The sequence below is a fragment of the Pseudomonas sp. UBA6753 genome, from assembly GCF_002453565.1.
Taxonomy (GTDB): domain Bacteria; phylum Pseudomonadota; class Gammaproteobacteria; order Pseudomonadales; family Pseudomonadaceae; genus Aquipseudomonas; species Aquipseudomonas putida_Z.
Genome location: NZ_DKHD01000046.1, coordinates 44,637 through 66,199, shown reverse-complemented (window position 1 = coordinate 66,199; position 21,563 = coordinate 44,637). Strand labels below are relative to the sequence as shown.

The 21,563-nt window shown below is 63.7% G+C and carries 19 protein-coding genes; 10 read left to right on the top strand and 9 right to left on the bottom strand.

The genetic code is table 11. The features are described from left to right. Positions 1–160: 160 nt before the first annotated feature. On the bottom strand, positions 161–619 hold the full coding sequence (locus tag B2790_RS18830) for a hypothetical protein (RefSeq protein WP_286919468.1): 459 nt from the start codon (positions 617–619) through the stop codon (positions 161–163). Positions 620–770: 151 nt separating this feature from the next. Between B2790_RS18830 and B2790_RS18825 the strand changes: the two genes are divergently transcribed. Continuing rightward, complete coding sequence (locus tag B2790_RS18825) at positions 771–959, top strand: hypothetical protein (RefSeq protein WP_003248064.1); 189 nt, start codon at positions 771–773, stop codon at positions 957–959. A 36-nt stretch (positions 960–995) separates the two neighbouring features. On the opposite strand, the gene B2790_RS18820 is transcribed toward B2790_RS18825, so the two are convergent. After that, the gene (locus B2790_RS18820) at positions 996–1,370 is read right to left on the bottom strand and encodes a fe2+ zn2+ uptake regulation protein (RefSeq protein WP_137163786.1); all 375 of its coding nucleotides are present in this window, start codon (positions 1,368–1,370) and stop codon (positions 996–998) included. 195 nt (positions 1,371–1,565) lie between these two features. Here B2790_RS18820 and B2790_RS18815 point away from each other — a divergent pair, with 195 nt between their 5' ends. Beyond that, positions 1,566–3,881, top strand: coding sequence for an acylase (locus B2790_RS18815; protein ID WP_286919467.1), 2,316 nt, complete (start codon positions 1,566–1,568; stop codon positions 3,879–3,881). Between the two features lie 363 nt (positions 3,882–4,244). Here the strand turns inward: B2790_RS18815 and B2790_RS18810 are convergent, their stop codons facing one another. Both B2790_RS18810 and B2790_RS18805 read right to left on the bottom strand, forming a co-directional pair. Continuing rightward, a complete protein-coding gene (locus B2790_RS18810) occupies positions 4,245–4,967 on the bottom strand; it encodes a UDP-2,3-diacylglucosamine diphosphatase (protein ID WP_075045099.1) in 723 nt (240 codons plus the stop codon). Continuing rightward, complete coding sequence (locus tag B2790_RS18805; RefSeq protein WP_286919466.1) at positions 4,964–5,464, bottom strand: peptidylprolyl isomerase; 501 nt, start codon at positions 5,462–5,464, stop codon at positions 4,964–4,966. The genes B2790_RS18810 and B2790_RS18805 overlap by 4 nt, the downstream gene beginning before the upstream one ends. Positions 5,465–5,711: 247 nt before the next feature. Between B2790_RS18805 and B2790_RS18800 the strand changes: the two genes are divergently transcribed. Both B2790_RS18800 and cysS read left to right on the top strand, forming a co-directional pair. Further along, positions 5,712–7,415 (top strand): glutamine--tRNA ligase/YqeY domain fusion protein, encoded by a 1,704-nt coding sequence (locus B2790_RS18800; RefSeq protein ID WP_286919465.1) that lies wholly within the window; start codon positions 5,712–5,714, stop codon positions 7,413–7,415. A gap of 9 nt (positions 7,416–7,424) precedes the next feature. Next, entirely contained in the window at positions 7,425–8,807 is a 1,383-nt protein-coding gene (gene cysS, locus B2790_RS18795; protein ID WP_286919464.1) for a cysteine--tRNA ligase, read from the top strand. Positions 8,808–8,941: 134 nt separating this feature from the next. Here the strand turns inward: cysS and B2790_RS18790 are convergent, their stop codons facing one another. The 3 genes from B2790_RS18790 to csiR all read right to left on the bottom strand — a co-directional run bounded on the left by B2790_RS18790 (position 8,942) and on the right by csiR (position 11,898). Next, positions 8,942–10,333, bottom strand: a complete 1,392-nt coding sequence (locus B2790_RS18790) for a sensor histidine kinase (RefSeq protein WP_085598615.1) — start codon at positions 10,331–10,333, stop codon at positions 8,942–8,944. Then, positions 10,311–10,991, bottom strand: a complete 681-nt coding sequence (locus B2790_RS18785) for a response regulator transcription factor (protein ID WP_025338946.1) — start codon at positions 10,989–10,991, stop codon at positions 10,311–10,313. The genes B2790_RS18790 and B2790_RS18785 overlap by 23 nt, the downstream gene beginning before the upstream one ends. Positions 10,992–11,202: 211 nt before the next feature. After that, positions 11,203–11,898, bottom strand: a complete 696-nt coding sequence (gene csiR / locus B2790_RS18780) for a DNA-binding transcriptional regulator CsiR (RefSeq protein ID WP_015270630.1) — start codon at positions 11,896–11,898, stop codon at positions 11,203–11,205. 195 nt (positions 11,899–12,093) lie between these two features. On the opposite strand from csiR, the gene glaH reads away from it, so the two are divergent. From glaH to proP, 6 genes are all read left to right on the top strand, one after another. After that, a complete protein-coding gene (glaH, locus tag B2790_RS18775) occupies positions 12,094–13,071 on the top strand; it encodes a glutarate dioxygenase GlaH (RefSeq protein ID WP_075045100.1) in 978 nt (325 codons plus the stop codon). Positions 13,072–13,185: 114 nt separating this feature from the next. Beyond that, on the top strand, positions 13,186–14,448 hold the full coding sequence (gene lhgO, locus B2790_RS18770; protein WP_286919463.1) for an L-2-hydroxyglutarate oxidase: 1,263 nt from the start codon (positions 13,186–13,188) through the stop codon (positions 14,446–14,448). A 151-nt stretch (positions 14,449–14,599) separates the two neighbouring features. Next, positions 14,600–15,991: a GABA permease gene (gabP, locus tag B2790_RS18765; protein WP_286919462.1), complete on the top strand. Its 1,392-nt coding sequence runs from the start codon at positions 14,600–14,602 to the stop codon at positions 15,989–15,991. Positions 15,992–16,078: 87 nt separating this feature from the next. Further along, positions 16,079–16,972 (top strand): PA4780 family RIO1-like protein kinase, encoded by an 894-nt coding sequence (locus tag B2790_RS18760; protein ID WP_286919461.1) that lies wholly within the window; start codon positions 16,079–16,081, stop codon positions 16,970–16,972. A gap of 225 nt (positions 16,973–17,197) precedes the next feature. Then, positions 17,198–18,172, top strand: coding sequence for a porphobilinogen synthase (hemB, locus tag B2790_RS18755; RefSeq protein ID WP_013972900.1), 975 nt, complete (start codon positions 17,198–17,200; stop codon positions 18,170–18,172). Positions 18,173–18,331: 159 nt separating this feature from the next. Next, positions 18,332–19,834 carry a glycine betaine/L-proline transporter ProP gene (gene proP / locus B2790_RS18750; protein WP_286919460.1) on the top strand — a complete coding sequence of 501 codons (1,503 nt, stop codon included), beginning with the start codon at positions 18,332–18,334 and terminating at the stop codon, positions 19,832–19,834. Here proP and B2790_RS18745 read toward each other — a convergent pair whose 3' ends face one another. Next, on the bottom strand, positions 19,835–20,536 hold the full coding sequence (locus B2790_RS18745) for a YoaK family protein (protein ID WP_025338952.1): 702 nt from the start codon (positions 20,534–20,536) through the stop codon (positions 19,835–19,837). 9 nt (positions 20,537–20,545) lie between these two features. Then, complete coding sequence (locus tag B2790_RS18740) at positions 20,546–21,172, bottom strand: riboflavin synthase subunit alpha (protein WP_286919459.1); 627 nt, start codon at positions 21,170–21,172, stop codon at positions 20,546–20,548. Positions 21,173–21,563: the final 391 nt, after the last annotated feature.

Here is a 21,563-nt window from a genome sequence, read left to right as displayed (position 1 = left end):
CATGTCGCTAGGCGCCATATGGGTTGGGGCTTGTAGCTTCCGCGAACAGGTTTTGCAGGCAGCGATATCCGGCGTTGTAGGACATGGCTTCAACATTTGGCTGTGGCGGGTGATTTCCCATCAGGCCACTCCCTGCGCAGCGCGTTGGGTGTGGTACCCCTCAATCGCACGGATAGCTGCTCAGCAGGCTGGCGCTGCGCAGATAGGCCTGGGGGGAGTCGCGCATGCCTTGTGGCAGCGTGCGCCAATCGACCAGCAGGCACAGCGCATGTAGCGGCTGGCCGTCACGGTGGCCGATGACCTGGTCGGCAAAGCTGCGGCGGTACAGTGCCTGGGTCTGCTGCTGCGCTTGTACCTGGTCGGCCTGAGCCAGGGTTTGCCGGGCCAGCTCGGGCAGTTGCGCCAGGGGGACACTGAAATGCACCGACGCACCTTTTGCCTGCAGGTAACCGGCCTGGCGCACGCGCTGCCACAGTTGTTGCCATTGGCTGGCGCCAGCTTGGGCAGCCAGTTCGCGGCCCAGTTCGAACAGTTGCTCGGCCGAGGTCTGGCGGGTGTCCAGCGCATGAAGGGAAAAGGGTGTCAGCAATAGCGACGCGAACAGAAGGGGTTTGTACATGGTGCCTCCGGCATGGGTGCTTGGGAGCCCCATGCTTTCAGGCAGGCGCCGCCCCACCCAGCAGGAAATGCAGCGCCGGGGCCGGTGGCCGTTGTATCATTGCCGCGGCTCGTTGCGAGCCATTTGCCCCTGATGTTGCAAGGAACCTTCGATGACACACGTGCAGCGCCTCAAATATTCCCTTCTGATCATCCTGGTGGTACTGGGCCTGATGCTGGGCCTGTCCCACCTGCAGAAGCAGGGCACGATCAGTGAGCAGACCTTCCAGATGCTGGCCATTGCCATCGCCGTGGTGGTCGTGGTGATCAACGGCATCCTGCGGCGCAAGGTCAAGCCCTGATCCTGGCGGGCCGGCCAGTCATGGCCGGCCATGCGCTCAGCGCACAGGCGTTCGCTCCAGCACGGCGCGCGCCTGCGGGTCGAGGCTGTAGCATTTGTCGCTGCCCAGCTGGATGACGCCCTCGCTGCACAGCCGCTTGAGCACTTCGCGCACGCTGAGGAACGACAGCGGGATATCCAGCTGTTCCAGTTGCGCGTGCACGCCGCGCACGCCAATGCTGCGGCCATTGCGGTCGGCGGCGTGCAAGGCATCGATGACCTTGAGGCGGATCAGGCTGGTACGCAGGCCGAAACTGCGCAACAGCTCGCGGATCTGTTCGTTGCCGATGCGTTCGTCAGCCAAAACGTCCTGTTCCCTGGGCGCTTTGCCTGGGACGCGCCCAGCCTGGATCGAGGGTTGCGGGTTGTACATGTGAATGCTCCTTTTCGTGGACGAACCCGAAATTTGGGTGCCTCACTTACTAGGACGAATGAGAACGGAAAAACTGCAGCCCACGCGCAAAAAAAAGCCTGGTTCTGTTCAAGACGTTCCATTGGCTGGTAATACGTAAAATTTTCATGTGGCCATTCGTCTGATCGGGATGACCCCCGAACCCGAGGAGTGCCCGTGTTTCCACTTTCCCGTCCCATGACTTGCGCTGGCCTGGCTGCCGCCCTGGTAGCCTTCAGCGTCGGCGCAGCGCCGCTGCAGTCTGCCGCCGCCGATGCCAGTGCGCAGATTCGCCGAACCAGTTACGGGGTGCCGCACATCGTGGCCAAGGACGAGCGAGGCCTGGGCTATGGCATCGGCTACGCCTACGCCCAGGACAACCTGTGCCTGCTGGCCAATGAAGTGCTGACCGTCAGTGGCGAGCGCTCACGCTACTTCGGTGCCAAGGGCAAGACCCTGGAACAGCGTGACAACCTGGCCAGCGATGTGTTCTTCGCCTGGCTCAACACGCCGGCGGCAGTCGATGCGTTCTTGCAGGCGCAGCCCGCGCCAGTACAGGCGCTGCTGGCAGGTTATGCCAGCGGCTACAACCGGGCGCTGGCCGAGCGCCGCAGCCAGGGGTTGCCTGCCGAATGTGGCAACGGCGAGTGGCTGCGGCCGATCAGCAGCGAGGACCTGGTCAAGCTGACCCGTCGACTGCTCGCCGAAGGCGGTGTCGGGCAGTTCGTCGAAGCGCTGGCGGGGGCGCAACCACCAACGCTGGCCAGCCAGCAGGCGCCGGCAGGGTTTGCCGCGGCGCTGGCCATGCAGCAGCGTTTTGCCACGGAACGCGGTAGCAATGCGGTGGCCGTCGGGGCGCAACGTTCGGCCAATGGCCGCGGCCTGTTGCTGGCCAACCCGCACTTCCCGTGGATGGGGGGCATGCGCTTCTACCAGATGCAGCTGACCATTCCCGGCCAGCTCGATGTGATGGGGGCGGCACTGCCGGGCCTGCCGGTGGTCAACATCGGTTTCAACCAGCATCTGGCCTGGACGCACACCGTCGACACATCGAAGCACTTCACCCTGTACCGCCTGCAACTCGACCCCAAGGACCCAACCCGCTACCTGCTCGATGGCAAGTCGCTGCCGCTGGCCCGGCAAACCGTCAGCGTTGCGGTCAAGGCCGAGGATGGCAGCCTGAGCCAGGTACAGCGCCAGGTCTACAGTTCGCAGTTCGGCCCGGTGGTGCAATGGCCGGGTCGCCTGGACTGGGATGCGCATGCTGCCTACAGCTTGCGCGACGCCAACCTCGAGAACACTCGGGTGTTGCAGCAGTGGTACCAGATCAACCGTGCCGACAGCCTGGCTACGTTGAAAGGCTCGATCGAACAGCTGCAGGGTATTCCCTGGGTCAACACACTGGCGGTGGACCCGGCAGGCAAGGCCTTGTACCTGAACCAGTCAGTGGTGCCATATGTGGATCAGCAACTGCTGAGTGCGTGCAGCAACCCGCAGGCACAAGGGCGCCTGGTGGTACTGGATGGCTCACGCAGCGCGTGCCAGTGGAAGATCGATGCGCAGGCCGCGCAGCCGGGGATCTTCCCTGCGCGGCTGCTGCCGAGCCTGGAGCGCGAGGATTTCGTGCAGAACTCCAACGACCCGGCCTGGATGGCCAACCCGGCGCAGCCGCTGACCGGTTACTCGCCGCTGGTCAGCCGCAGTGACCAGCCGCTGGGCATGCGTGGCCGCTTTGCCCTGCAACGCCTGCAGGGTAAGGCCCGCCTGGGCGTTGATGACCTGCAGCGCATGGTGACCGATGACGAGGTCTACCTGGCCAGCCTGCTACTGCCTGACCTGCTGCAGTGGTGCAAGGGCGCCGATGCGGATGTGCGGGCGGTATGCAGCAGTCTGGCGGCCTGGAATGGCAAGGCTGACCTGGACAGCGGCATTGGCCTGGTGCATTTCCAGAACCTGTTCGATGCCCTGGCCGAGCACCCGGAAAGCTGGCGGGTGGCCTTCGACCCGGCCGACCCGCAGCACACCCCGCGCGGGCTGGCGGTAGAGCAGGCGGCCGTGCGCAAGCTGCTGCACCACGCCGCGCTGGCGTCGCTCAAGCAGGTGCGTGACAGCGGCATGGCAGGGGAGGCGCGCTGGGGGCAGGTGCAACAGGCGAGCGATGGCACGCCGGTGCCGGGTGGCCCGCAGGCGTTGGGCGTGTACAACGCGATCTACAGCGTGCCGCACGGGCAGGGCAAGCGGCTGGTGGTGAGTGGTACCAGCTACCTGCAACTGGTCAGCTTTACCGACAAGGGGCCGCAGGCCCGTGGGCTGTTGGCGTTTTCCCAGTCGAGTGAAGCAGCTTCGGTGCATGCCGGTGACCAGACCAAGGCTTTTGCGGCCGGGCAACTGGCCGTGATTCCGTTTACCGAGGCACAGATCAAGGCTGACCCGGAGTATCGGTTAGTAGTGATCAGTGAGCGGGACAAGGGGGCGGTGGTCAGCCGGCCTTGAGGCGTTAGCCTGTGCCTGCCTCTTCGCGGGTAAACCCGCTCCCACAGGTACTGCACCAGGGCTGCAAGCGGCACGATACCTGTGGGAGCGGGTTTACCCGCGAAGAAGGCGACTCGGTCGGTCAGGAAAACTCGAACGACGCCAGCTGAAACCCTTGCCGCACGGGCAGGGCAAGCGGCTGGTGGTCAGTGGTACCAGCTACCTGCGACTGGTCAGCTTTACCGACAAGGGGGCGGTGGTCCAGCAGTAGGGCATACCGGCCTCTTCGCGGGCTCGCCCGCTCCCACAGGTACTGCACCAGGGCTACAAGCGGTGCGGTACCTGTGGGAGCGGGCGTGCCCGCGAAAAAGGCGACTCGGTTGGTCAGGAAAACTCGAACGGCGCCAGCTGAAACCCTTGCTCGTCAACCTGCAAGGCCCAGCCACGGCGGTCCCAGTCGCCCAGCACGATACGCCGTGCCGGTTGCCCGTCGACCACCAGCTTGTGTATCGCCGGCCGATGGGTATGCCCATGCACCAAGGTACGTACACCATGCGCCGCCATCACCTTCGGCACTTCCTCCGGCGTGACATCGACGATCTCGGTGGACTTCATCCGCGTTTGCGAGCGGCTTTCGCTGCGTAGCTTGCGTGCCAGCTTGTAGCGGGCCGAAAGCGGCAGGTGCCGCAACACCCACAGGCTCAGCGGGTTGCGCAGCAAGCGGCGCATTTTCATGTAGGCCAGGTCGCGGGTGCACAGGGTATCGCCATGCATCAGCAGCACCTGCTCACCACCCAGCTCGATCACGCAGGGGTCGTGCAGCAACGTGCAGCCCGCAGCGTCGCAGAAGGCCTGGCCAATCAGGAAATCACGGTTGCCATGCATCAGGTAGATGGCCGTGCCGCTGTCGCTCAGCCGCCGCATGGCCTGGCAGACCGACTGCTGGAAGGGTGTCATGGCGTCGTCGCCGATCCAGGCTTCGAAGAAGTCGCCAAGGATGTACAACGCCTTGGCGTGGCGGGCACGGCCATCGAGCAGATCAAGAAACGCCCGGGTAATGTCCGGGCGTTCTTCTTGCAGGTGCAGATCGGAGATCAGCAGGATCACTCAACGATCTCGGCTTTCTCGATGACCACGTCGTCCTTCGGCACGTCCTGGTGGCCAGCCTTGGAACCGGTGGCGACCTTTTCGATGGCGTCGACGATTTCACGGCCTTCGATCACTTCGCCGAATACCGCGTAGCCCCAGCCCTGCACGTTCTTGCCGCTGTGGTTGAGGAAGTCGTTGTCGGACGAGTTGATGAAGAACTGCGCCGAGGCGGAGTGCGGTTCCATGGTACGGGCCATGGCAATGCTGTACTTCTTGTTCTTCAGGCCGTTGTCGGCTTCGTTCTGGATGCTGGCGCGGGTCTTCTTCTGGCTCATGCCAGGCTCGAAGCCGCCGCCCTGGATCATGAAGCCCTTGATCACACGGTGGAACACGGTGCCATGGTAGTGGCCGTCCTTGACGTACTGAACGAAGTTTTCGGTAGTCAGCGGCGCTTTCTCGGCGTCCAGTTGCAGGACGATGTCGCCGTGGTTGGTGCTCAGTTTGACTTTGGACATGCTGAAACTCGCTCTTTCAAGGCAATCGGAATTAGGGTGCGCAGGGCGCGGGTTATCACCTGACGCAGGATCAGGCGATCGCGACACATGGCGCGCACTGGCCATTTTGCCAGGCTGCGGCAAAAAGCCGTGATAAATCACGCCAGTTTGTCCGGGCCCGACTGTCAGCAGCTTGACTGCTTCGGCTATGATAGGCCCTTTGATTCAATCGGCCTACCCAGGCCGGACACGTGCATTCAAGGATCCTATGAGCAAGCCCACTGCCGACAACGCGCCCAACGCCGCTGCCAAAGGCGCCCCCGCTGTCCCTGCGAACTTCCTGCGGCCGATCATCCAGGCCGACCTGGACTCGGGCAAGCACAGCAGCATCGTCACCCGTTTCCCGCCGGAGCCCAATGGCTACCTGCACATCGGTCACGCCAAGTCGATCTGCGTCAACTTCGGCCTGGCCAAGGAATTCGGGGGCGTCTGCCACCTGCGTTTCGACGATACCAACCCGGCCAAGGAAGACCAGGAGTACATCGACGCCATCCAGAGCGATGTCAAGTGGCTGGGCTTCGAATGGGCCGGCGACGTGCGCTACGCCTCCGACTACTTCGACCAGCTGCACGACTGGGCGGTCGAGCTGATCAAGCGTGGCAAGGCCTACGTCTGCGACCTTACCCCCGAGCAGGCCAAGGAATACCGTGGCAACCTCAAGGAGCCGGGCAAGAACAGCCCGTTCCGCGAGCGCAGCGTTGACGAGAACCTCGACCTGTTCGCCCGCATGAAAGCCGGCGAGTTCAAGGATGGCGAGCGCGTGCTGCGGGCCAAGATCGACATGGCCTCGCCGAACATGAACCTGCGCGACCCGATCCTGTACCGTATCCGCCATGCCCACCACCACCAGACCGGTGACAAGTGGTGCATCTACCCGAACTACGACTTCACCCATGGCCAGTCGGACGCCATCGAGGGCATCACCCACTCGATCTGCACCCTGGAGTTCGAAGGGCATCGTCCGCTGTACGACTGGTTCCTCGACAACCTGCCGGTGCCGGCACACCCGCGCCAGTACGAGTTCAGCCGCCTGAACCTGAACTACACCATCACTTCCAAGCGCAAGCTCAAGCAGCTGGTGGACGAAAAGCACGTCGAAGCCTGGGACGACCCACGCATGTCGACGCTGTCCGGCTTCCGTCGCCGTGGCTACACCCCGGCCTCGATCCGCAACTTCTGCGAAATGATCGGCACCAACCGGTCCGACGGCGTGGTCGACATGTCGATGCTCGAGTTCAGCATCCGTGACGACCTGGACCGCACCGCACCGCGCGCCATGTGCGTGCTGCGCCCGCTGAAGGTAGTCATCACCAACTACCCGGAAGGCCAGGTCGAGCAGCTCGAACTGCCGCGCCACCCGAAGGAAGACATGGGCGTGCGCGTGCTGCCGTTCTCCCGTGAACTATACATCGACCGCGACGACTTCATGGAAGAGCCGCCGAAGGGCTACAAGCGCCTGGAACCGGCCGGTGAAGTGCGCCTGCGCGGCAGCTACGTGATCCGCGCCGACGAGGCGGTCAAGGATGCCGACGGCAACATCGTCGAGCTGCGCTGCTCGTACGACCCGGACACCCTGGGCAAGAACCCGGAAGGCCGCAAGGTCAAGGGCGTGATCCACTGGGTGCCGGCCGAGGGCAGCGTCGAGTGCGAAGTGCGCCTGTACGACCGCCTGTTCCGCTCGCCGAACCCGGAAAAGACCGAAGAGGGCGGCAGCTTCCTGGACAACATCAACCCAGGCTCGCTGCAAGTGCTCAGCGGCTGCCGTGCCGAGCCGTCGCTGGCCCAGGCGCAGCCCGAGGACCGCTTCCAGTTCGAACGCGAAGGTTACTTCTGCGCCGACCTGAAAGACAGCCAGCCGGGCCGCCCGGTGTTCAACCGCACTGTCACCCTGCGTGACTCCTGGGGCAGCTGAGGAACCGCCGTGCTTACCATCTACAACACGCTGAGCAAAGCGAAGGAAACCTTCAAGCCGCTGGATGGCAACAAGGTGCGCATGTACGTGTGCGGCATGACCGTATACGACTACTGCCACCTGGGCCATGGCCGCAGCATGGTGGCCTTCGACCTGGTCACCCGCTGGCTGCGCAAGAGCGGCTACGAGCTGACCTATGTGCGCAACATCACCGACATCGATGACAAGATCATCAACCGGGCCAACGAGAACGGCGAAAGCTTCGACGCCCTGACCGCCCGCATGATCGACGCGATGCACGAAGACGAGCGCCGCCTGAACATCCTGCCGCCGGACCAGGAACCGCGTGCCACCGACCATATCGCCGGCATGCACGCGATGATCCAGACCCTGATCGACAAGGGTTATGCCTACGCACCGGGCAATGGCGACGTGTACTACCGCGTCGGCAAGTTCGTCGGTTACGGCAAGCTGTCGCGCAAGAAGATCGAAGACCTGCGCATCGGTGCCCGTATCGAGGTCGACGAAGCCAAGCAGGACCCGCTGGACTTCGTGCTGTGGAAGGGCGTCAAGCCGGGCGAGCCGAGCTGGGAATCGCCATGGGGCCCGGGGCGTCCGGGCTGGCACATCGAGTGCTCGGTGATGTCTACCTGCTGCCTGGGTGAAAGCTTCGACATTCACGGCGGCGGCAGCGACCTGGAGTTCCCGCACCACGAGAACGAGATTGCCCAGAGCGAGGCGGCCACCGGCAAGCAGTACGCCAACGCCTGGATGCACTGCGGCATGATCCGGATCAATGGCGAGAAGATGTCCAAGTCGTTGAACAACTTCTTCACCATCCGCGACGTGCTCGAGAAGTACCACCCTGAAGTGGTGCGCTACCTGCTGGTGGCCAGCCACTACCGCAGCGCGATCAACTACTCGGAAGACAGCCTGCGCGATGCCAAGGGCGCACTGGAGCGCTTCTACCACGCCTTGCGCGGCTTGCCATGGGTGGCGGCCAAGGGGGGCGAAGAGTTTGTCGAGCGCTTCAGCGTGGCCATGAACGACGACTTCGGCACCCCCGAAGCCTGCGCCGTGCTGTTCGACCTGGTGCGCGAGATCAACCGCCTGCGCGACAGCGACCTGGAGGCCGCTGCCGGCCTGGCCGGTCGCCTGCGCGAGCTGGGTGATGTGCTGGGTGTGCTGCAGCTGGAAGCCGATGACTTCCTGCGCGCCGGTGCCGAAGGCAAGGTGGATGCCGCTGAGGTCGAGGGCTTGATCCAGGCGCGCCTGCAGGCGCGTGCGGACAAGAACTGGGCCGAGTCCGACCGCATTCGCGACCAGTTGACCGCCATGGGTGTGGTGCTGGAAGACAGCAAGGGTGGGACTACTTGGCGTCTGGCTGACTGATCGATGTCATTGGGGCTGCTGCGCAGCCCATCGCCGGCAAGCCAGCTCCCACAGGAACCGCGCAATACTGAAGAACTGCGCAGTCCCTGTGGGAGCTGGCTTGCCGGCGATGGGCCGCATAGCGGCCCCAGCTTCTATTTGGCTAGCCCGGCGAGCGGGCAGTGCAACACCAACCTGGCCCCACCCAGCTCGCTTTCCCCCACCTCCAGCCCGAACCCATGCAGGTCGACGATCGCCGCAACGATCGACAACCCCAGCCCGAACCCCGCATGGCGGTGGCCTTCATCGCTACGGTAGAAGCGCTTCAACACTGCCGCCCGTTCCTCTTCCGGAATACCCGGCCCGCTGTCCTCGATGGCCAGGTGCAGCCCTTTGTCGTCCTGCGTCGCAGTAATCCGCACCAGCCCACCCTCGGGCGTGAACTTGATGCCGTTGCCCACCAGGTTGGCCAGTGCCTCGAACAGCAGTTCGCGGTCACCGTGCAATGCCGGCAGTTCGGCTGGTTGCTGCAGTTCCAGGCGGATGCCGCCATCTTCGGCCAGCGGCAGGTAGAAGTCGTGCAACTCCACCAGCAGTTCGTGCGGGTCAAGCTGGACGAAACCGGCCCGCCGCTGGCGATCTTCCAGTTCACTGATACGCAACAAACCGCGAAAACGCGCCATCAGGGTGTCGGTTTCGCCGATGGCCTGGTCCAGTGCCTCGGCCTGGGTGGAGTCGACGTCACTTTGCTGGCGAATGCGGTACAGCTGGGCGCGCAGGCGCGTGAGCGGGGTGCGCAGGTCGTGGGCGATGTTGTCGCACACGCCCTTGACCTCGTGCATCAGCCGCTCGATGCGGTCGAGCATGGCGTTGACGATGGCCGCCAGCATGTCCAGCTCGTCACGCCGGGCCGACAGCGGCAGGCGGTGGGTAAGGTCACCGGCGACGATCAGTTCGGCCTGGGCCTGGATCGCGCGAATGCGCTTGAGTGGGCGGCGCCTGAGCAGGTACCAGCCGGCAAAGCCCGGGATCAGGGTCAGCGAGATCCCCCAGAGCAGGGCATGCAGGATGATCCGGGTGACCACGAACAGCGAGCCGTTGTCGCGCACCAGCACCAGCCAGCGGCCATCCTGCACCTTGATCGCCACCGCGTCGCAGCTGTCACGCGGCATGTGCGGGTCGTCGGCGTCCAGGCAGCGCTTGAGTTCGTGAACCTTGCCGTCCAGCCCCAGCTCTGGCGGGATGGCGCGAATGCGCCCGCCGATCGGGTTGAGCTGGTTGTCGAACAGGCCGTAGGCGTCGAAGCTGCGCTCTTCGAAGGCCTGGCTGGCGACCAGGGCGTCGTCCAGCTGTTTGCCGCTCATGTGCGCGAACAGGTGTTGGCGCTGCAGCATCGAATGGCGGGTGAGTTTGTTCAGGTAGCTGGACACCTCGAAGTACAGCACCCCCATGAGGATGCTGCTCCAGGCCACGAACAGAAAGCTGTACAGCGCCAGCAGGCGACTGGTCGAGGAGCTCCAGCCCTTAGACGGGTTCAGCAATGGCATAGCCGGAGCCCCGTACCGTACGGATCAGCGGCGACTGGCCGGGTGAGTCGATTTTCTTGCGCAGGCGGCCGATGTGCACATCAATCAGGTTGGTGCCCGGGTCGAAGTGGTAGCCCCAGACTTCCTCGAAAATCATCATCCGCGTGATCACCTGGCCGCTATGGCGCATCAGGTACTCCAGCAGTTTGTACTCGGTGGGCAGCAGGTTGAGGGTCTGTTCGCCACGGCGGGCTTCGTGGCTGATCAGGTCCAGTTGCAGGTCAGCGACCTGCAGGCGGGTCTGGGTCATGGGCACGCTGTTGCGGCGCAGCAGCACTTCGACCCGCGCGGCCATCTCGTCGGAGGCGAACGGTTTGGTCAGGTAGTCGTCACCCCCGGCACGCAGGCCGCGCACCCGCTCGTCGACGTCGGAGAGGGCGCTGATCATCAGGATCGGCGTGGCGATCTTGAGGCTGCGCAGGGTGGTGACGATGGTCAGGCCATCGACCTCGGGCAGCATGCGGTCCAGGGTGATCAGGTCGTAGCCGCCGGCAATGGCCTTGGCCAGGCCTTCACGGCCATTGTCGGCCCAATCCACCTCAAGGCCGTGGCTGGTAAGTTCGGCGACGATTTCCTGGCCGGTGACGGCGTCGTCTTCGATGGTCAGTACGCGAGGCATGCTGGTTCCCGGGCATCTAATGGAGACTTGATTGTGCCAAAGAATAGCCAAACGGCGATTTAAGAAAAATTCATCTGGCGCGTTTTGCCTGCACTGGCCCTATCGCCGGCAAGCCAGCTCCCACAGAGACCCCACAGGCCCCGAAGGCAGCGCAGTACCTGTGGGAGCTGGCTTGCCGGCGATAGGGCCCTGAAAGGTACAAAGCAACCCTCTAGCGTGCGCCGATACCCTCGGCATGCATGATCTGCGCAATGATCGGCACCGGAGTCATCAGGTGCGAACGCATCATGGCGCTGGCGCGCTTGGCGTCCCGGGCCAGAATCACCTCGACCAATGCCGCATGCTCCTGGCGCTTGAGCTCCAGGGCCTGTTCGGAAAACACCGTCTGGGTCAGCCACAGGTGCCGGTAGCGCTCGGCCTGGTCGAACAGGTAGGTGCGCGCCTGCAGCAGGTGCTTGGAGCCGCAGCCCGAAGCAATGGCCGTGTGGAACGCCTTGTGCCGTTCGTCCCATACATCCAGGCGTTGCTCGCGGGTTTTCACTTCCACCACCTTGGCCAGGGTATGCGAGTGGGCCAGTACCGACGCCTCCCAGGCGTCGTCGCCACGTTCGATGGCCAGGGTGATGATCATCGCCTCCAGGTTGGCGCGGGCATCGTAGATGTCGTTCATCTCGTCCAGCGACATGGGCGCCACACGGTAGCCCTTCTGGCTGATCGCGTTGACCAGGTGCTCGGCCACCAGCTGCGACAGTGCTTCGCGCAGCGGGCCCACGCCCAGGTCGTAGCGTTCCTTCAGGGTGCTCATCAGCAGCTTTTCTCCGGGCTTGAACACGCCGCGGATGATGTCCTTCTTGAGCCTCTCATACCCGCTGAATGCTGAGTTTTGTCGGGGGGCGAGCGCTTCCAAGGTCCTGTTCCTCAAACGGTTTTGTCGATCATACCGAAAGCGTTCGCTGGCGAAAAACAATGGACAAACATGCGTTTTGTCTGTGAAAAATAAAAATGTAGACATTTTGCGTTTATGGCGATAATTTTAGCTCGCCCGCACTGATCCAGGTCATGACCGGACGGCGCCACTCACTTTCTCTGCCAGGACACTGCCATGAACGCTTTTACGCAGATCGACGAACTTGTGATGCCACTGCCGCTCGAACCGCGTGGTTTCACCATCGCCCCCTCGAAACAGTCGCCACGCCTGCTTGAGCTCACCTTTGCGCGCGAAACGGTCGAAGCGTTCGTCCAGGCTGTTGCCCAGTGGCCGGTGCAGGCGCTGGAGTACAAGTCGTTCCTGCGCTTCCGGGTTGGCGAGATCCTTGACGAGCTGTGCCAGGGCACCCTGCGGCCGGTGCTGCTCAATACCATCCTCAACCGCGCCAGCGGCGGCATGCTGATCACCCCGGTCGGCCTGGATGACGTGAGCCAGGCCGAGGACATGGTCAAGTTCACCACCGCCTGCGCACACCTGATCGGCCGCTCCAACTACGACGCCATGAGCGGCCAGTTCTATGCCCGCTTCGTGGTGGTCAACACCGACAACTCCGACAGCTACCTGCGCCAACCGCACCGGGTCATGGAGCTGCACAACGACGGCACCTTCGTCAACCAGATCACCGACTACGTGCTGATGCTGAAGATCGACGAAAAGAACATGGAAGGCGGCAACTCGCTGCTGCTGCACCTGGACGACTGGGAACAGTGCGACGAATTCTTCCGCCACCCGCTGGCCCGTCGCGAGATGCGCTGGACCGCACCGCCAAGCAAGAAGGTGTCCGAGGATGTGTTCCACTCGGTATTCGACACCGATGCCGAAGGCCGCCCGACCATGCGCTACATTGACCAGTTCGTGCAGCCGGAAAACTACGAGGAGGGCATCTGGCTGAACGCCTTGTCCGAATCGCTGGAAGGCAGCGAGAAGAAGCTTTCGGTACCGGTTGGCGTGGGTAGCTTCCTGCTGATCAACAACCTGTTCTGGCTGCATGGTCGCGACCGCTTCACGCCGCACGAAGGCCTGCGCCGCGAACTGATGCGCCAGCGCGGCTACGTGGCCTTCCCCAAACCGCTGTACCAGCGCGGGCAATAATGACAGGGCGCGGGGCGGGCGCCCGCCCACGCGCCTTTGCACAAAACGATGCCACCAGGGCTCGCGCGGGCCTTGGTGAGCCAGTCAGGCAATGCCTGCGTGTGAGGTAAGGCTGTGTACGATTTCATCATCATTGGCGGTGGCATTGTGGGCATGTCCACGGCCATGCACCTGATCAAGGTCTACCCGGATGCGAAGATTCTCCTGCTGGAGAAAGAGTCCGGCCCGGCCCGCCACCAGACCGGCCACAACAGCGGCGTGATCCACGCCGGCGTGTATTACACCCCCGGCAGCCTCAAGGCGCGCTTCTGCCTGGAAGGCAACAAGGCCACCAAGGCCTTCTGCACCCAGCACGGTATCCGCTTCGATGAGTGCGGCAAGCTGCTGGTGGCCACCAACGACCTGGAAATGCAGCGCATGAAGGCGCTGTGGGAACGTACCGCGGCCAATGGCCTGGAGCGCTACTGGCTGTCGGCGGCCGAGCTGCGCGAGCGCGAGCCCAATATCGTTGGCATGGGCGGCATCTTCGTGCCCTCCAGCGGCATCGTCAATTACGCCGAAGTGACTGCGGCCATGGGCGCCGAGTTCCAGCGCGCCGGCGGTGAAATCCGCTATGGCGCCGAGGTGGTCGGCCTGCAGGAGCTGGCCAGCGAAGTGGTCGTGCGCACGCGTGGCGACCATCATGACGATGAGTTGCGCAGCCGTTTCCTGGTGACCTGCTCGGGCCTGATGGCCGACCGCGTGGTGAGCATGCTGGGCCTGCGGACCGAGTTCGTCATCTGCCCGTTCCGTGGCGAGTACTACCTGCTGCCCAAGCAGCACAACCAGATCGTCAACCACCTGATCTACCCGATTCCCGACCCGTCCATGCCGTTCCTGGGCGTGCACCTGACACGGATGATCGACGGCACTGTGACCGTTGGCCCCAACGCCGTGCTGGCGATGAAGCGCGAGGGCTACCGCAAGCGCGATGTCAGCCCCAGCGACCTGTTCCAGACCTTGACCACCCCCGGCATCCTCAAGGTGCTGGCGAAGAACTTCCGCCCTGGCCTGATCGAGATGAAGAACTCGCTGTTCAAGGGTGGCTACCTCAAGCAGGTCCAGAAGTACTGCCCGAGCATCACCAAGGCCGACCTCACGCCTTACCCGGCCGGCGTGCGTGCCCAGGCCGTGTCGCGTGACGGCAAGCTGATCGACGACTTCCTGTTCGTCAACACCGCTCGCAGCGTCAACGTGTGCAACGCACCGTCGCCGGCCGCCACCTCCGCCATCCCGATCGGCGCCTACATCGTCGACAAGGTATGCGAGCAGGTCGGCCGTCAGGGCGGCAGTTCCCCCAAGGCCGACCTGGCGCCTCGTCAGCGGGCTGCCGGTTGACCTACCCGTAATACGTTCTGCGGTTTCGTTTTACTCAACCCGTACTGCCCTACTCACCACCTGGGGCAGGGCGGGCTTTTTCGCGCCTGCGTCGGTGACGTGCAAGCCGGCGGCCCCTGCGTGGGCATGACAAAAACAACAAGGTAGCGCCATGCAAACCCACAAGAACAATTTGAGTCATGGATTGAAATCCCGGCATGTCACCATGCTGTCCATTGCCGGCGTGATCGGTGCCGGCCTGTTCGTCGGCTCCGGCCGTGCGATTGCCGAAGCAGGGCCCGCCACCATCCTGGCCTATATCCTGGCCGGCGCGCTGGTGGTGCTGGTGATGCGCATGCTGGCCGAAATGGTCGTTGCCTCGCCGGACACCGGTTCGTTCTCTACCTATGCCGACCTCGCCATCGGCAAGTGGGCCGGCTACACCATCGGCTGGTTGTACTGGTGGTTCTGGGTACTGATCATCCCCATCGAGGCCAATATCGCCGCCACCATCATCAATTCCTGGGTCCCGCAGCTGGAGATCTGGGTCTTGTCGTTGGTGATTACTCTATTGCTGACTGCCACCAACCTGTTCAGCGTGAAGAACTACGGTGAGTTCGAGTTCTGGCTGGCGTTGGTGAAGGTGGTGGCCATCGTCAGTTTCATCGCGCTGGGGGTGTGCGCCATCTTCGGCCTGCTGCCAGGCTCTGGTGTCAGCGGCGTGTCGCGCCTGTGGGATAGCGGCGGCTTCATGCCCAACGGTTTTGGTGCGGTGCTCAGCGCCATGCTGATTACCATGTTCTCGTTCCTCGGTGCCGAGGTGGTGACCATCGCCGCGGCCGAATCCGACGAAGCGGGCAAGCATATTTCCAAGGCCACCAACTCGGTGATCTGGCGAATCACCCTGTTCTATATCCTGTCGATCTTCATCGTCATCGCGCTGGTGCCGTGGACCGACCCGCGCCTGGCCACCGAAGGTTCCTATGTCACGGTGCTGGACACCCTGGGCGTGCCGAATGCCAAGGCCATCATCGACTTCGTGGTGCTGACGTCGGTGACCAGCTGCCTCAACTCGTCGCTGTATACCGCGTCGCGCATGGTCTACTCGCTGAGCCGCCGCGGTGATGCGCCGGCCTGTGTCCAGGTGACCAGCCGCAGCGGCACCCCCGTGGTAGCTGTGCTGCTGTCCACTGGCGCAGCTTTCCTGGCGGTGATCGCCAACTACCTGGTACCGGCCAAGGTGTTCGGCTTCCTCATGGCAAGCTCCGGCGCCATTGCCTTGCTGGTGTACCTGGTGATCGCCGTTTCCCAGCTGCGCCTGCGCCAGCGCCTGACCGCACAGGGCAAGACACTGGGCTACCGCATGTGGCTGTTCCCGTGGCTGACGTGGGGCGTGATCCTGTTCATCAGTGGCGTGCTGGTGCTGATGCTGTTCCGCCCGGATCACCGCCTGGAAGTGGTATCGACCATGGTGCTGGCGGTGCTGGTGGTGTGTTCGGGCCTTCTGGTCACACGGCGTCGGGCGCGCGAGGTGGTGGTTGGCCGCGTAGGGCAGGGCGCCTGAGCCTTTCGGCCTGAAGACAGACGAGCAAGTCGCTTCAGGCTGTGAGAGGATGTCCGCCATCACAGCCAGGACCCCGAACGCAGCCTGATGAAGACACCCAAAAGAATCGAACCCCTGATCGAAGACGGCCTGGTCGACGAAGTACTGCGGCCGTTGATGAGTGGCAAGGAAGCCGCCGTGTATGTGGTGCGCTGTGGCAACCAGGTGCGCTGCGCCAAGGTTTATAAAGAAGCCAACAAGCGCAGTTTCCGCCAGGCTGCCGAGTACCAGGAAGGCCGCAAGGTTCGCAACAGCCGTCAGGCCCGGGCGATGGCCAAGGGCAGCAAGTACGGCCGCAAGGAAGCCGAGGACGCCTGGCAGAACGCCGAAGTGGCGGCGCTGTTCCGCCTGGCCGGCGCTGGCGTGAGGGTTCCCAAGCCTTACGATTTCCAGGACGGCGTGCTGTTGATGGAGCTGGTGACCGATGCCGACGGTGACGCGGCCCCGCGCCTGAACGACGTGCACCTCGAGGCCGAGGATGCCCGGGCGTTCCATGCCTTCGTCATTCGCCAGATCGTGCTGATGCTGTGTGCCGGGCTGGTGCATGGCGACCTGTCGGAGTTCAACGTGCTGCTTGGCCCGGACGGGCCGGTGATCATCGACCTGCCGCAGGCGGTGGATGCAGCGGCCAACAACCATGCCTTCAGCATGCTGCAGCGCGATGTGGCCAACATGGCCCATTATTTCGGGCGCTTTGCGCCGGAGCTGAAAAGCACCCGGTATGCGCAGGAAATGTGGGCCTTGTACGAGGCGGGCGAACTGCGCCCGGACAGCCCGCTGACGGGGCTGTTCGAGGATGACGAGCATGCGGCTGACGTGGCCGGGGTGATGCGCGAGATCGATGCGGCCCGGCTGGATGATGCGCGCCGGCGCGCCGCGCGGGCCGAGGCTGAGCATGGGGCGGCCAGGGCAGAGGAGCCTGCGCCGCCCTGGCTGCAGTAATGTGTTGCCTGTGCCGGCCTCTTCGCGGGCACGCCCGCTCCCACAGGGACCGCGCAATACTTGAGGGCTGCGCTGTACTTGTGGGAGCGGGCATGCCCGCGAAGAGGCCGGCACAGGAAAAATGCAGCCATTGCCTTTGACGCAAGACAATATCTCGTCATCTGGCCTTTTCACTGGCGCGTGACAGGCATAAGGTATACGCCGTTCAAATTCCCTGGAGCTGTCATGTCCAACCAATTCCCGTCCGTTCGTCCACGCCGCCTGCGCCAGAACGAGTCCCTGCGCACGATCTTCCAGGAAACCGAGTTCCGCCTTGAAGACCTGATCCTGCCGATCTTCGTCGAAGAGGGCATCGATGACTTCGTGCCGATCACCAGCATGCCGGGCGTCAACCGCATCCCCGAGAAGCTGCTGGCCCAGGAAATCGAGCGCTATGCCCGCGCCGGTATCAAGTCGGTGATGACCTTTGGCGTTTCGCACAACCTGGACGCCGTCGGCAGCGACACCTGGAACGAAAACGGCCTGGTCGCGCGCATGTCGCGCATCTGCAAGGACACCGTGCCGGAAATGGTGGTGATGTCCGACACCTGCTTCTGCGAATACACCAGCCACGGCCACTGCGGCGTGCTGCACGACCACGGCGTGGACAACGACGCCACCCTGGCCAACCTGGGCAAGCAGGCGGTCATCGCCGCTGCTGCCGGTGCCGACTTCATTGCCCCGTCGGCGGCGATGGACGGCCAGGTCCAGGCTATCCGCAGCGCACTGGATGGTGCCGGCTTCCACGACACCGCGATCATGGCCTATTCCACCAAGTTCGCCTCGTCGCTGTATGGCCCGTTCCGTGAAGCCGGTGGTACCGCGCTGAAGGGCGACCGCAAGAGCTACCAGATGAACCCGATGAACCGCCGCGAAGCCGTGCGTGAGTCGCTGCTCGACGAGCAGGAAGGGGCGGATGTGCTGATGGTCAAGCCGGCCGGTGCCTACCTCGATGTGATCGCCGATATCCGTGCCGCCTCGCGCCTGCCGCTGGCGGCGTACCAGGTGAGCGGCGAGTACGCGATGATCAAGTTCGGCGGCCTGGCTGGCGCCATCGATGAAGGCCGTGTGGTGCGTGAAAGCATTGGCGCAATCAAGCGTGCCGGTGCCGACCTGATCCTCACCTACTTCGCCATGGACCTGGCCCGCGAAGGCATCTGACCGCGAGCCGTTGCCCATGCAAGCCGCTGCCATTGCAGCGGCTTTTCTTTGCCTGTGCCGCAACCGGTGAGGAAAAGCACAAAAAAACCGTAAGCGCTGAATTATTTAGTGTCCCGTTGTATCTCATCCCTTAGAGCATTCATCGACAGGGATACGGACATGAAACCTCGCAAGAAAAGCCTCCAGCCAATCGGCCTGAAGGACATCACCATTGTCGACGACGGCAAGATGCGCAAAGCAATCACCGCGGCAGCCCTGGGCAATGCCATGGAGTGGTTCGACTTCGGCGTCTACGGCTTCGTCGCCTACGCCCTGGGCAAGGTTTTCTTCCCCAATGCCGACCCGAGCGTGCAGATGATCGCGGCGTTGGCCACGTTCTCGGTGCCGTTTCTGATCAGGCCCCTGGGCGGGCTGTTCTTCGGTGCCTTGGGTGACCGGTTCGGGCGGCAGAAAATCCTCGCTGCGACCATCGTGATCATGTCGCTCAGCACCTTCGCCATCGGCCTGATACCGTCCTATGCCAGCATCGGTATCTGGGCGCCGATCCTGCTGCTGCTGGCCAAGATGGCCCAGGGCTTCTCGGTGGGGGGCGAGTACACCGGCGCGTCGATCTTCGTCGCCGAATATGCCCCTGACCGAAAACGGGGGTTTCTTGGTAGTTGGCTGGACTTCGGCTCGATTGCCGGGTTCGTGTTGGGTGCCGGTGTGGTGGTGTTGATCTCTACGGTGCTGGGTGAGGACAAGTTCCTCGAATGGGGTTGGCGCCTGCCGTTCTTCCTCGCCTTGCCGCTGGGCATCATCGGCCTGTACCTGCGCCATGCGCTGGAGGAGACGCCAGCCTTCCAGCAGCACGTCGACAAGCTGGAGAAAGGCGACCGCGAAGGCCTGGCGACCGGGCCCAAGGTGTCGTTCAGGGAAGTGGCCACCCAGCACTGGCGCAGCCTGGTGACCTGCATTGGCGTGGTGATCGCCACCAACGTCACCTACTACATGCTGCTCACGTACATGCCCAGCTACCTGTCGCACAACCTGCACTACAGCGAAGACCATGGCGTGCTGATCATCATCGCGATCATGGTCGGCATGCTGTTCGTGCAGCCGATGATCGGGCTGCTCAGCGACAAGTTCGGCCGTCGACCGTTCATCATCGTCGGCAGCATCGGCCTGTTGGTGCTGGCCATCCCGGCATTCATGCTGATCAACAGCGGCGTGCTGGGGGTGATTTTTGCCGGGTTGCTGATCATTGCCGTGCTGCTTAACTTCTTCATCGGCGTGATGGCCTCGACGCTACCGGCAATGTTCCCCACGCACATCCGCTACAGCGCCCTCGCCAGCGCCTTCAATATCTCGGTGTTGATCGCCGGCCTCACCCCGACCATCGCCGCCTGGCTGGTGGAAAGTACTGGCAACCTGTACATGCCGGCCTATTACCTGATGGTGATCGCCGCCGTGGGGCTGGTCACCGGCCTGACCATGAAGGAAACCGCCAACAAACCGCTGCGCGGCGCTGCACCGGCAGCATCGGATATCGAGGAAGCGCGTGAGCTGCTGCAGGAACACCACGACAACATCGAGCAAAGGATCGAGGACATCGATGCTCAGATTGCCGAACTGGAGGCCAAGCGCAAGTTGCTGGTGCAGCAGCACCCGCGCATCGAGTGATCAGTGTGGCATGTAGCCACGCTGCCAAGTCCGTGGAATGAACCGCGACACCAGGGCCAGCACGCAGGCCAGCGCACAGCTGCCGGTCAGTGCCTGCAGGCCCAGGTGGTGCTCCAGCCAGGCACCCAGCGCGGCGCCCAGCAGCATGCCGGCCCAAGGCACCAGTTGCACCCGCCAGCCATTGCGCCGCTCGCCCAGCAGCCAGCGCCCCAGCCCACGACCGAAGCGTGACAGGGCGCCGGTGACGTAGGTCAGGCCGATGGGCAGGCCGTTCACCTGTTCGACCACGGCATTGATCATGCCCATGGCCAGTGTGGCAGCGAGCAGCGCTGGAAAGGTGGCTGCCAAGGGCCATGCGGCTGCAAAGCCCAGCAGGGCGGCGACTACCAGCAGCACCGGCCACGCCCGCCGGCGGAAAGCGCGCGCCAGCAGCACGCCCAGGGCGTTGCCGACGACGAAGCCCAGCACTGCAGCACTCAGGCGCAGCACCAGGGCCAGGTCCGCATCGCTGATGGCGACGGCCAGGCGCGTGGTGTTGCCACTCATGAACGACACGAAGTCGCCCAGCGCCAGCAGGCCGATGGCATCGGTCATGCCGGCCAGTACGGACAGGCCGGCGACTAGGCCGAGGCCCACGCGACCACGCAGCATCTGCAGGCGCAGCCGCTTGGCTGTGCGCGCGGGAAGGGTGTTGGGCAGCATCCTCGGAACTCAGCGAGGCATTTCGCGGGCCAGGGTGCTCTTGATGGTGCGCTCCACTACATCGACCAGCACCATTGTCTGGTGGTCCACTTCGATGTTGAGCAGCTCGCCGGCCTTGTAGCTGGGGAAGGTGGTCTGGCGCAGGGTTTCCGGGATCAGGTTGATGGTGATCACATTGTCCTCGACATCGGCTACGGTCAGGCTGCAGCCGTTGACCCCGATGAAGCCGCGCGGGAACACGTACTTGCCCCATTCCGGTGGCATGCGGAACTTGATGAAGGCGCCGGTTTCCTTGATCGACAGCTGGACGATTTCGGCGGTGGTGGCGATGTGGCCGGCCATCAGGTGGCCGCCGACTTCGGCGTTCATCTTCGCCGAGCGTTCGATGTTGACGCCCTGGCCGGCCTTGAAGTTGCGCAAGTTGGTGCGCTCGAGGGTGGCGGTCATGGCGTCGAACCTGACCTGGGTGCCGTGGATTTCGGTGACCGACAGGCAGGTGCCTTCGACACTGACGCTGGCGCCGATCTTCAGCTCGTCGAGCAGTTCGGGGGTGAGGTCGATGGTGAACTGGTTGTGGCCCGGGTAGGTGGTCACATCAAGCAGAGGGCGGACGGCCTGGACGATGCCGGTGTACATGGAGTTGCTCCTGGGCACGGAAAAGAAAACTTCCGAACGCTATGCCCGTGGCGCGGTAAAAGCAAGCCGGCCATTTGTCTGGACACTTGAAACCCACAGGTACGGCGCACTCGTTCAGCTGGTGGGGTCCCTGTGGGAGCGGGTTTACCCGCGAAGCAGGCGGCGCGGTGGATGGCACCGGCTGCGCCCGTGTTCGCGGGCGCGCCCGCTCCCACAGGTATGGTGCATTCCTTCGGCTGACGGGGACCCTGTAGGAGCGGGCATGCCCGCGAAGCAGGCGGCGCGGTGGATGGCACCGGCTACGCCGGTGTTCGCGGGCGCGCCCGCTCCCACAGGTATGGTGCATTCCTTCGGCAGACCGGGACCCTTTAGGAGCGGGCATGCCCGCGAA

Bases quoted from the DNA above. Each gene is read 5' to 3' on its own strand.
- proP (WP_286919460.1), top strand. From the start codon at position 18,332: ATGAAACCTCGCAAGAAAAGCCTCCAGCCAATCGGCCTGAAGGACATC.
- B2790_RS18740 (WP_286919459.1), bottom strand. From the start codon at position 21,172: ATGTACACCGGCATCGTCCAGGCCGTCCGCCCTCTGCTTGATGTGACC.
- gabP (WP_286919462.1), top strand. From the start codon at position 14,600: ATGCAAACCCACAAGAACAATTTGAGTCATGGATTGAAATCCCGGCAT.
- B2790_RS18745 (WP_025338952.1), bottom strand. From the start codon at position 20,536: ATGCTGCCCAACACCCTTCCCGCGCGCACAGCCAAGCGGCTGCGCCTG.
- hemB (WP_013972900.1), top strand. From the start codon at position 17,198: ATGTCCAACCAATTCCCGTCCGTTCGTCCACGCCGCCTGCGCCAGAAC.
- B2790_RS18800 (WP_286919465.1), top strand. From the start codon at position 5,712: ATGAGCAAGCCCACTGCCGACAACGCGCCCAACGCCGCTGCCAAAGGC.
- B2790_RS18820 (WP_137163786.1), bottom strand. From the start codon at position 1,370: ATGTACAACCCGCAACCCTCGATCCAGGCTGGGCGCGTCCCAGGCAAA.
- glaH (WP_075045100.1), top strand. From the start codon at position 12,094: ATGAACGCTTTTACGCAGATCGACGAACTTGTGATGCCACTGCCGCTC.
- B2790_RS18785 (WP_025338946.1), bottom strand. From the start codon at position 10,991: ATGCCTCGCGTACTGACCATCGAAGACGACGCCGTCACCGGCCAGGAA.
- B2790_RS18760 (WP_286919461.1), top strand. From the start codon at position 16,079: ATGAAGACACCCAAAAGAATCGAACCCCTGATCGAAGACGGCCTGGTC.
- B2790_RS18790 (WP_085598615.1), bottom strand. From the start codon at position 10,333: ATGCCATTGCTGAACCCGTCTAAGGGCTGGAGCTCCTCGACCAGTCGC.
- B2790_RS18825 (WP_003248064.1), top strand. From the start codon at position 771: ATGACACACGTGCAGCGCCTCAAATATTCCCTTCTGATCATCCTGGTG.
- B2790_RS18805 (WP_286919466.1), bottom strand. From the start codon at position 5,464: ATGTCCAAAGTCAAACTGAGCACCAACCACGGCGACATCGTCCTGCAA.
- B2790_RS18830 (WP_286919468.1), bottom strand. From the start codon at position 619: ATGTACAAACCCCTTCTGTTCGCGTCGCTATTGCTGACACCCTTTTCC.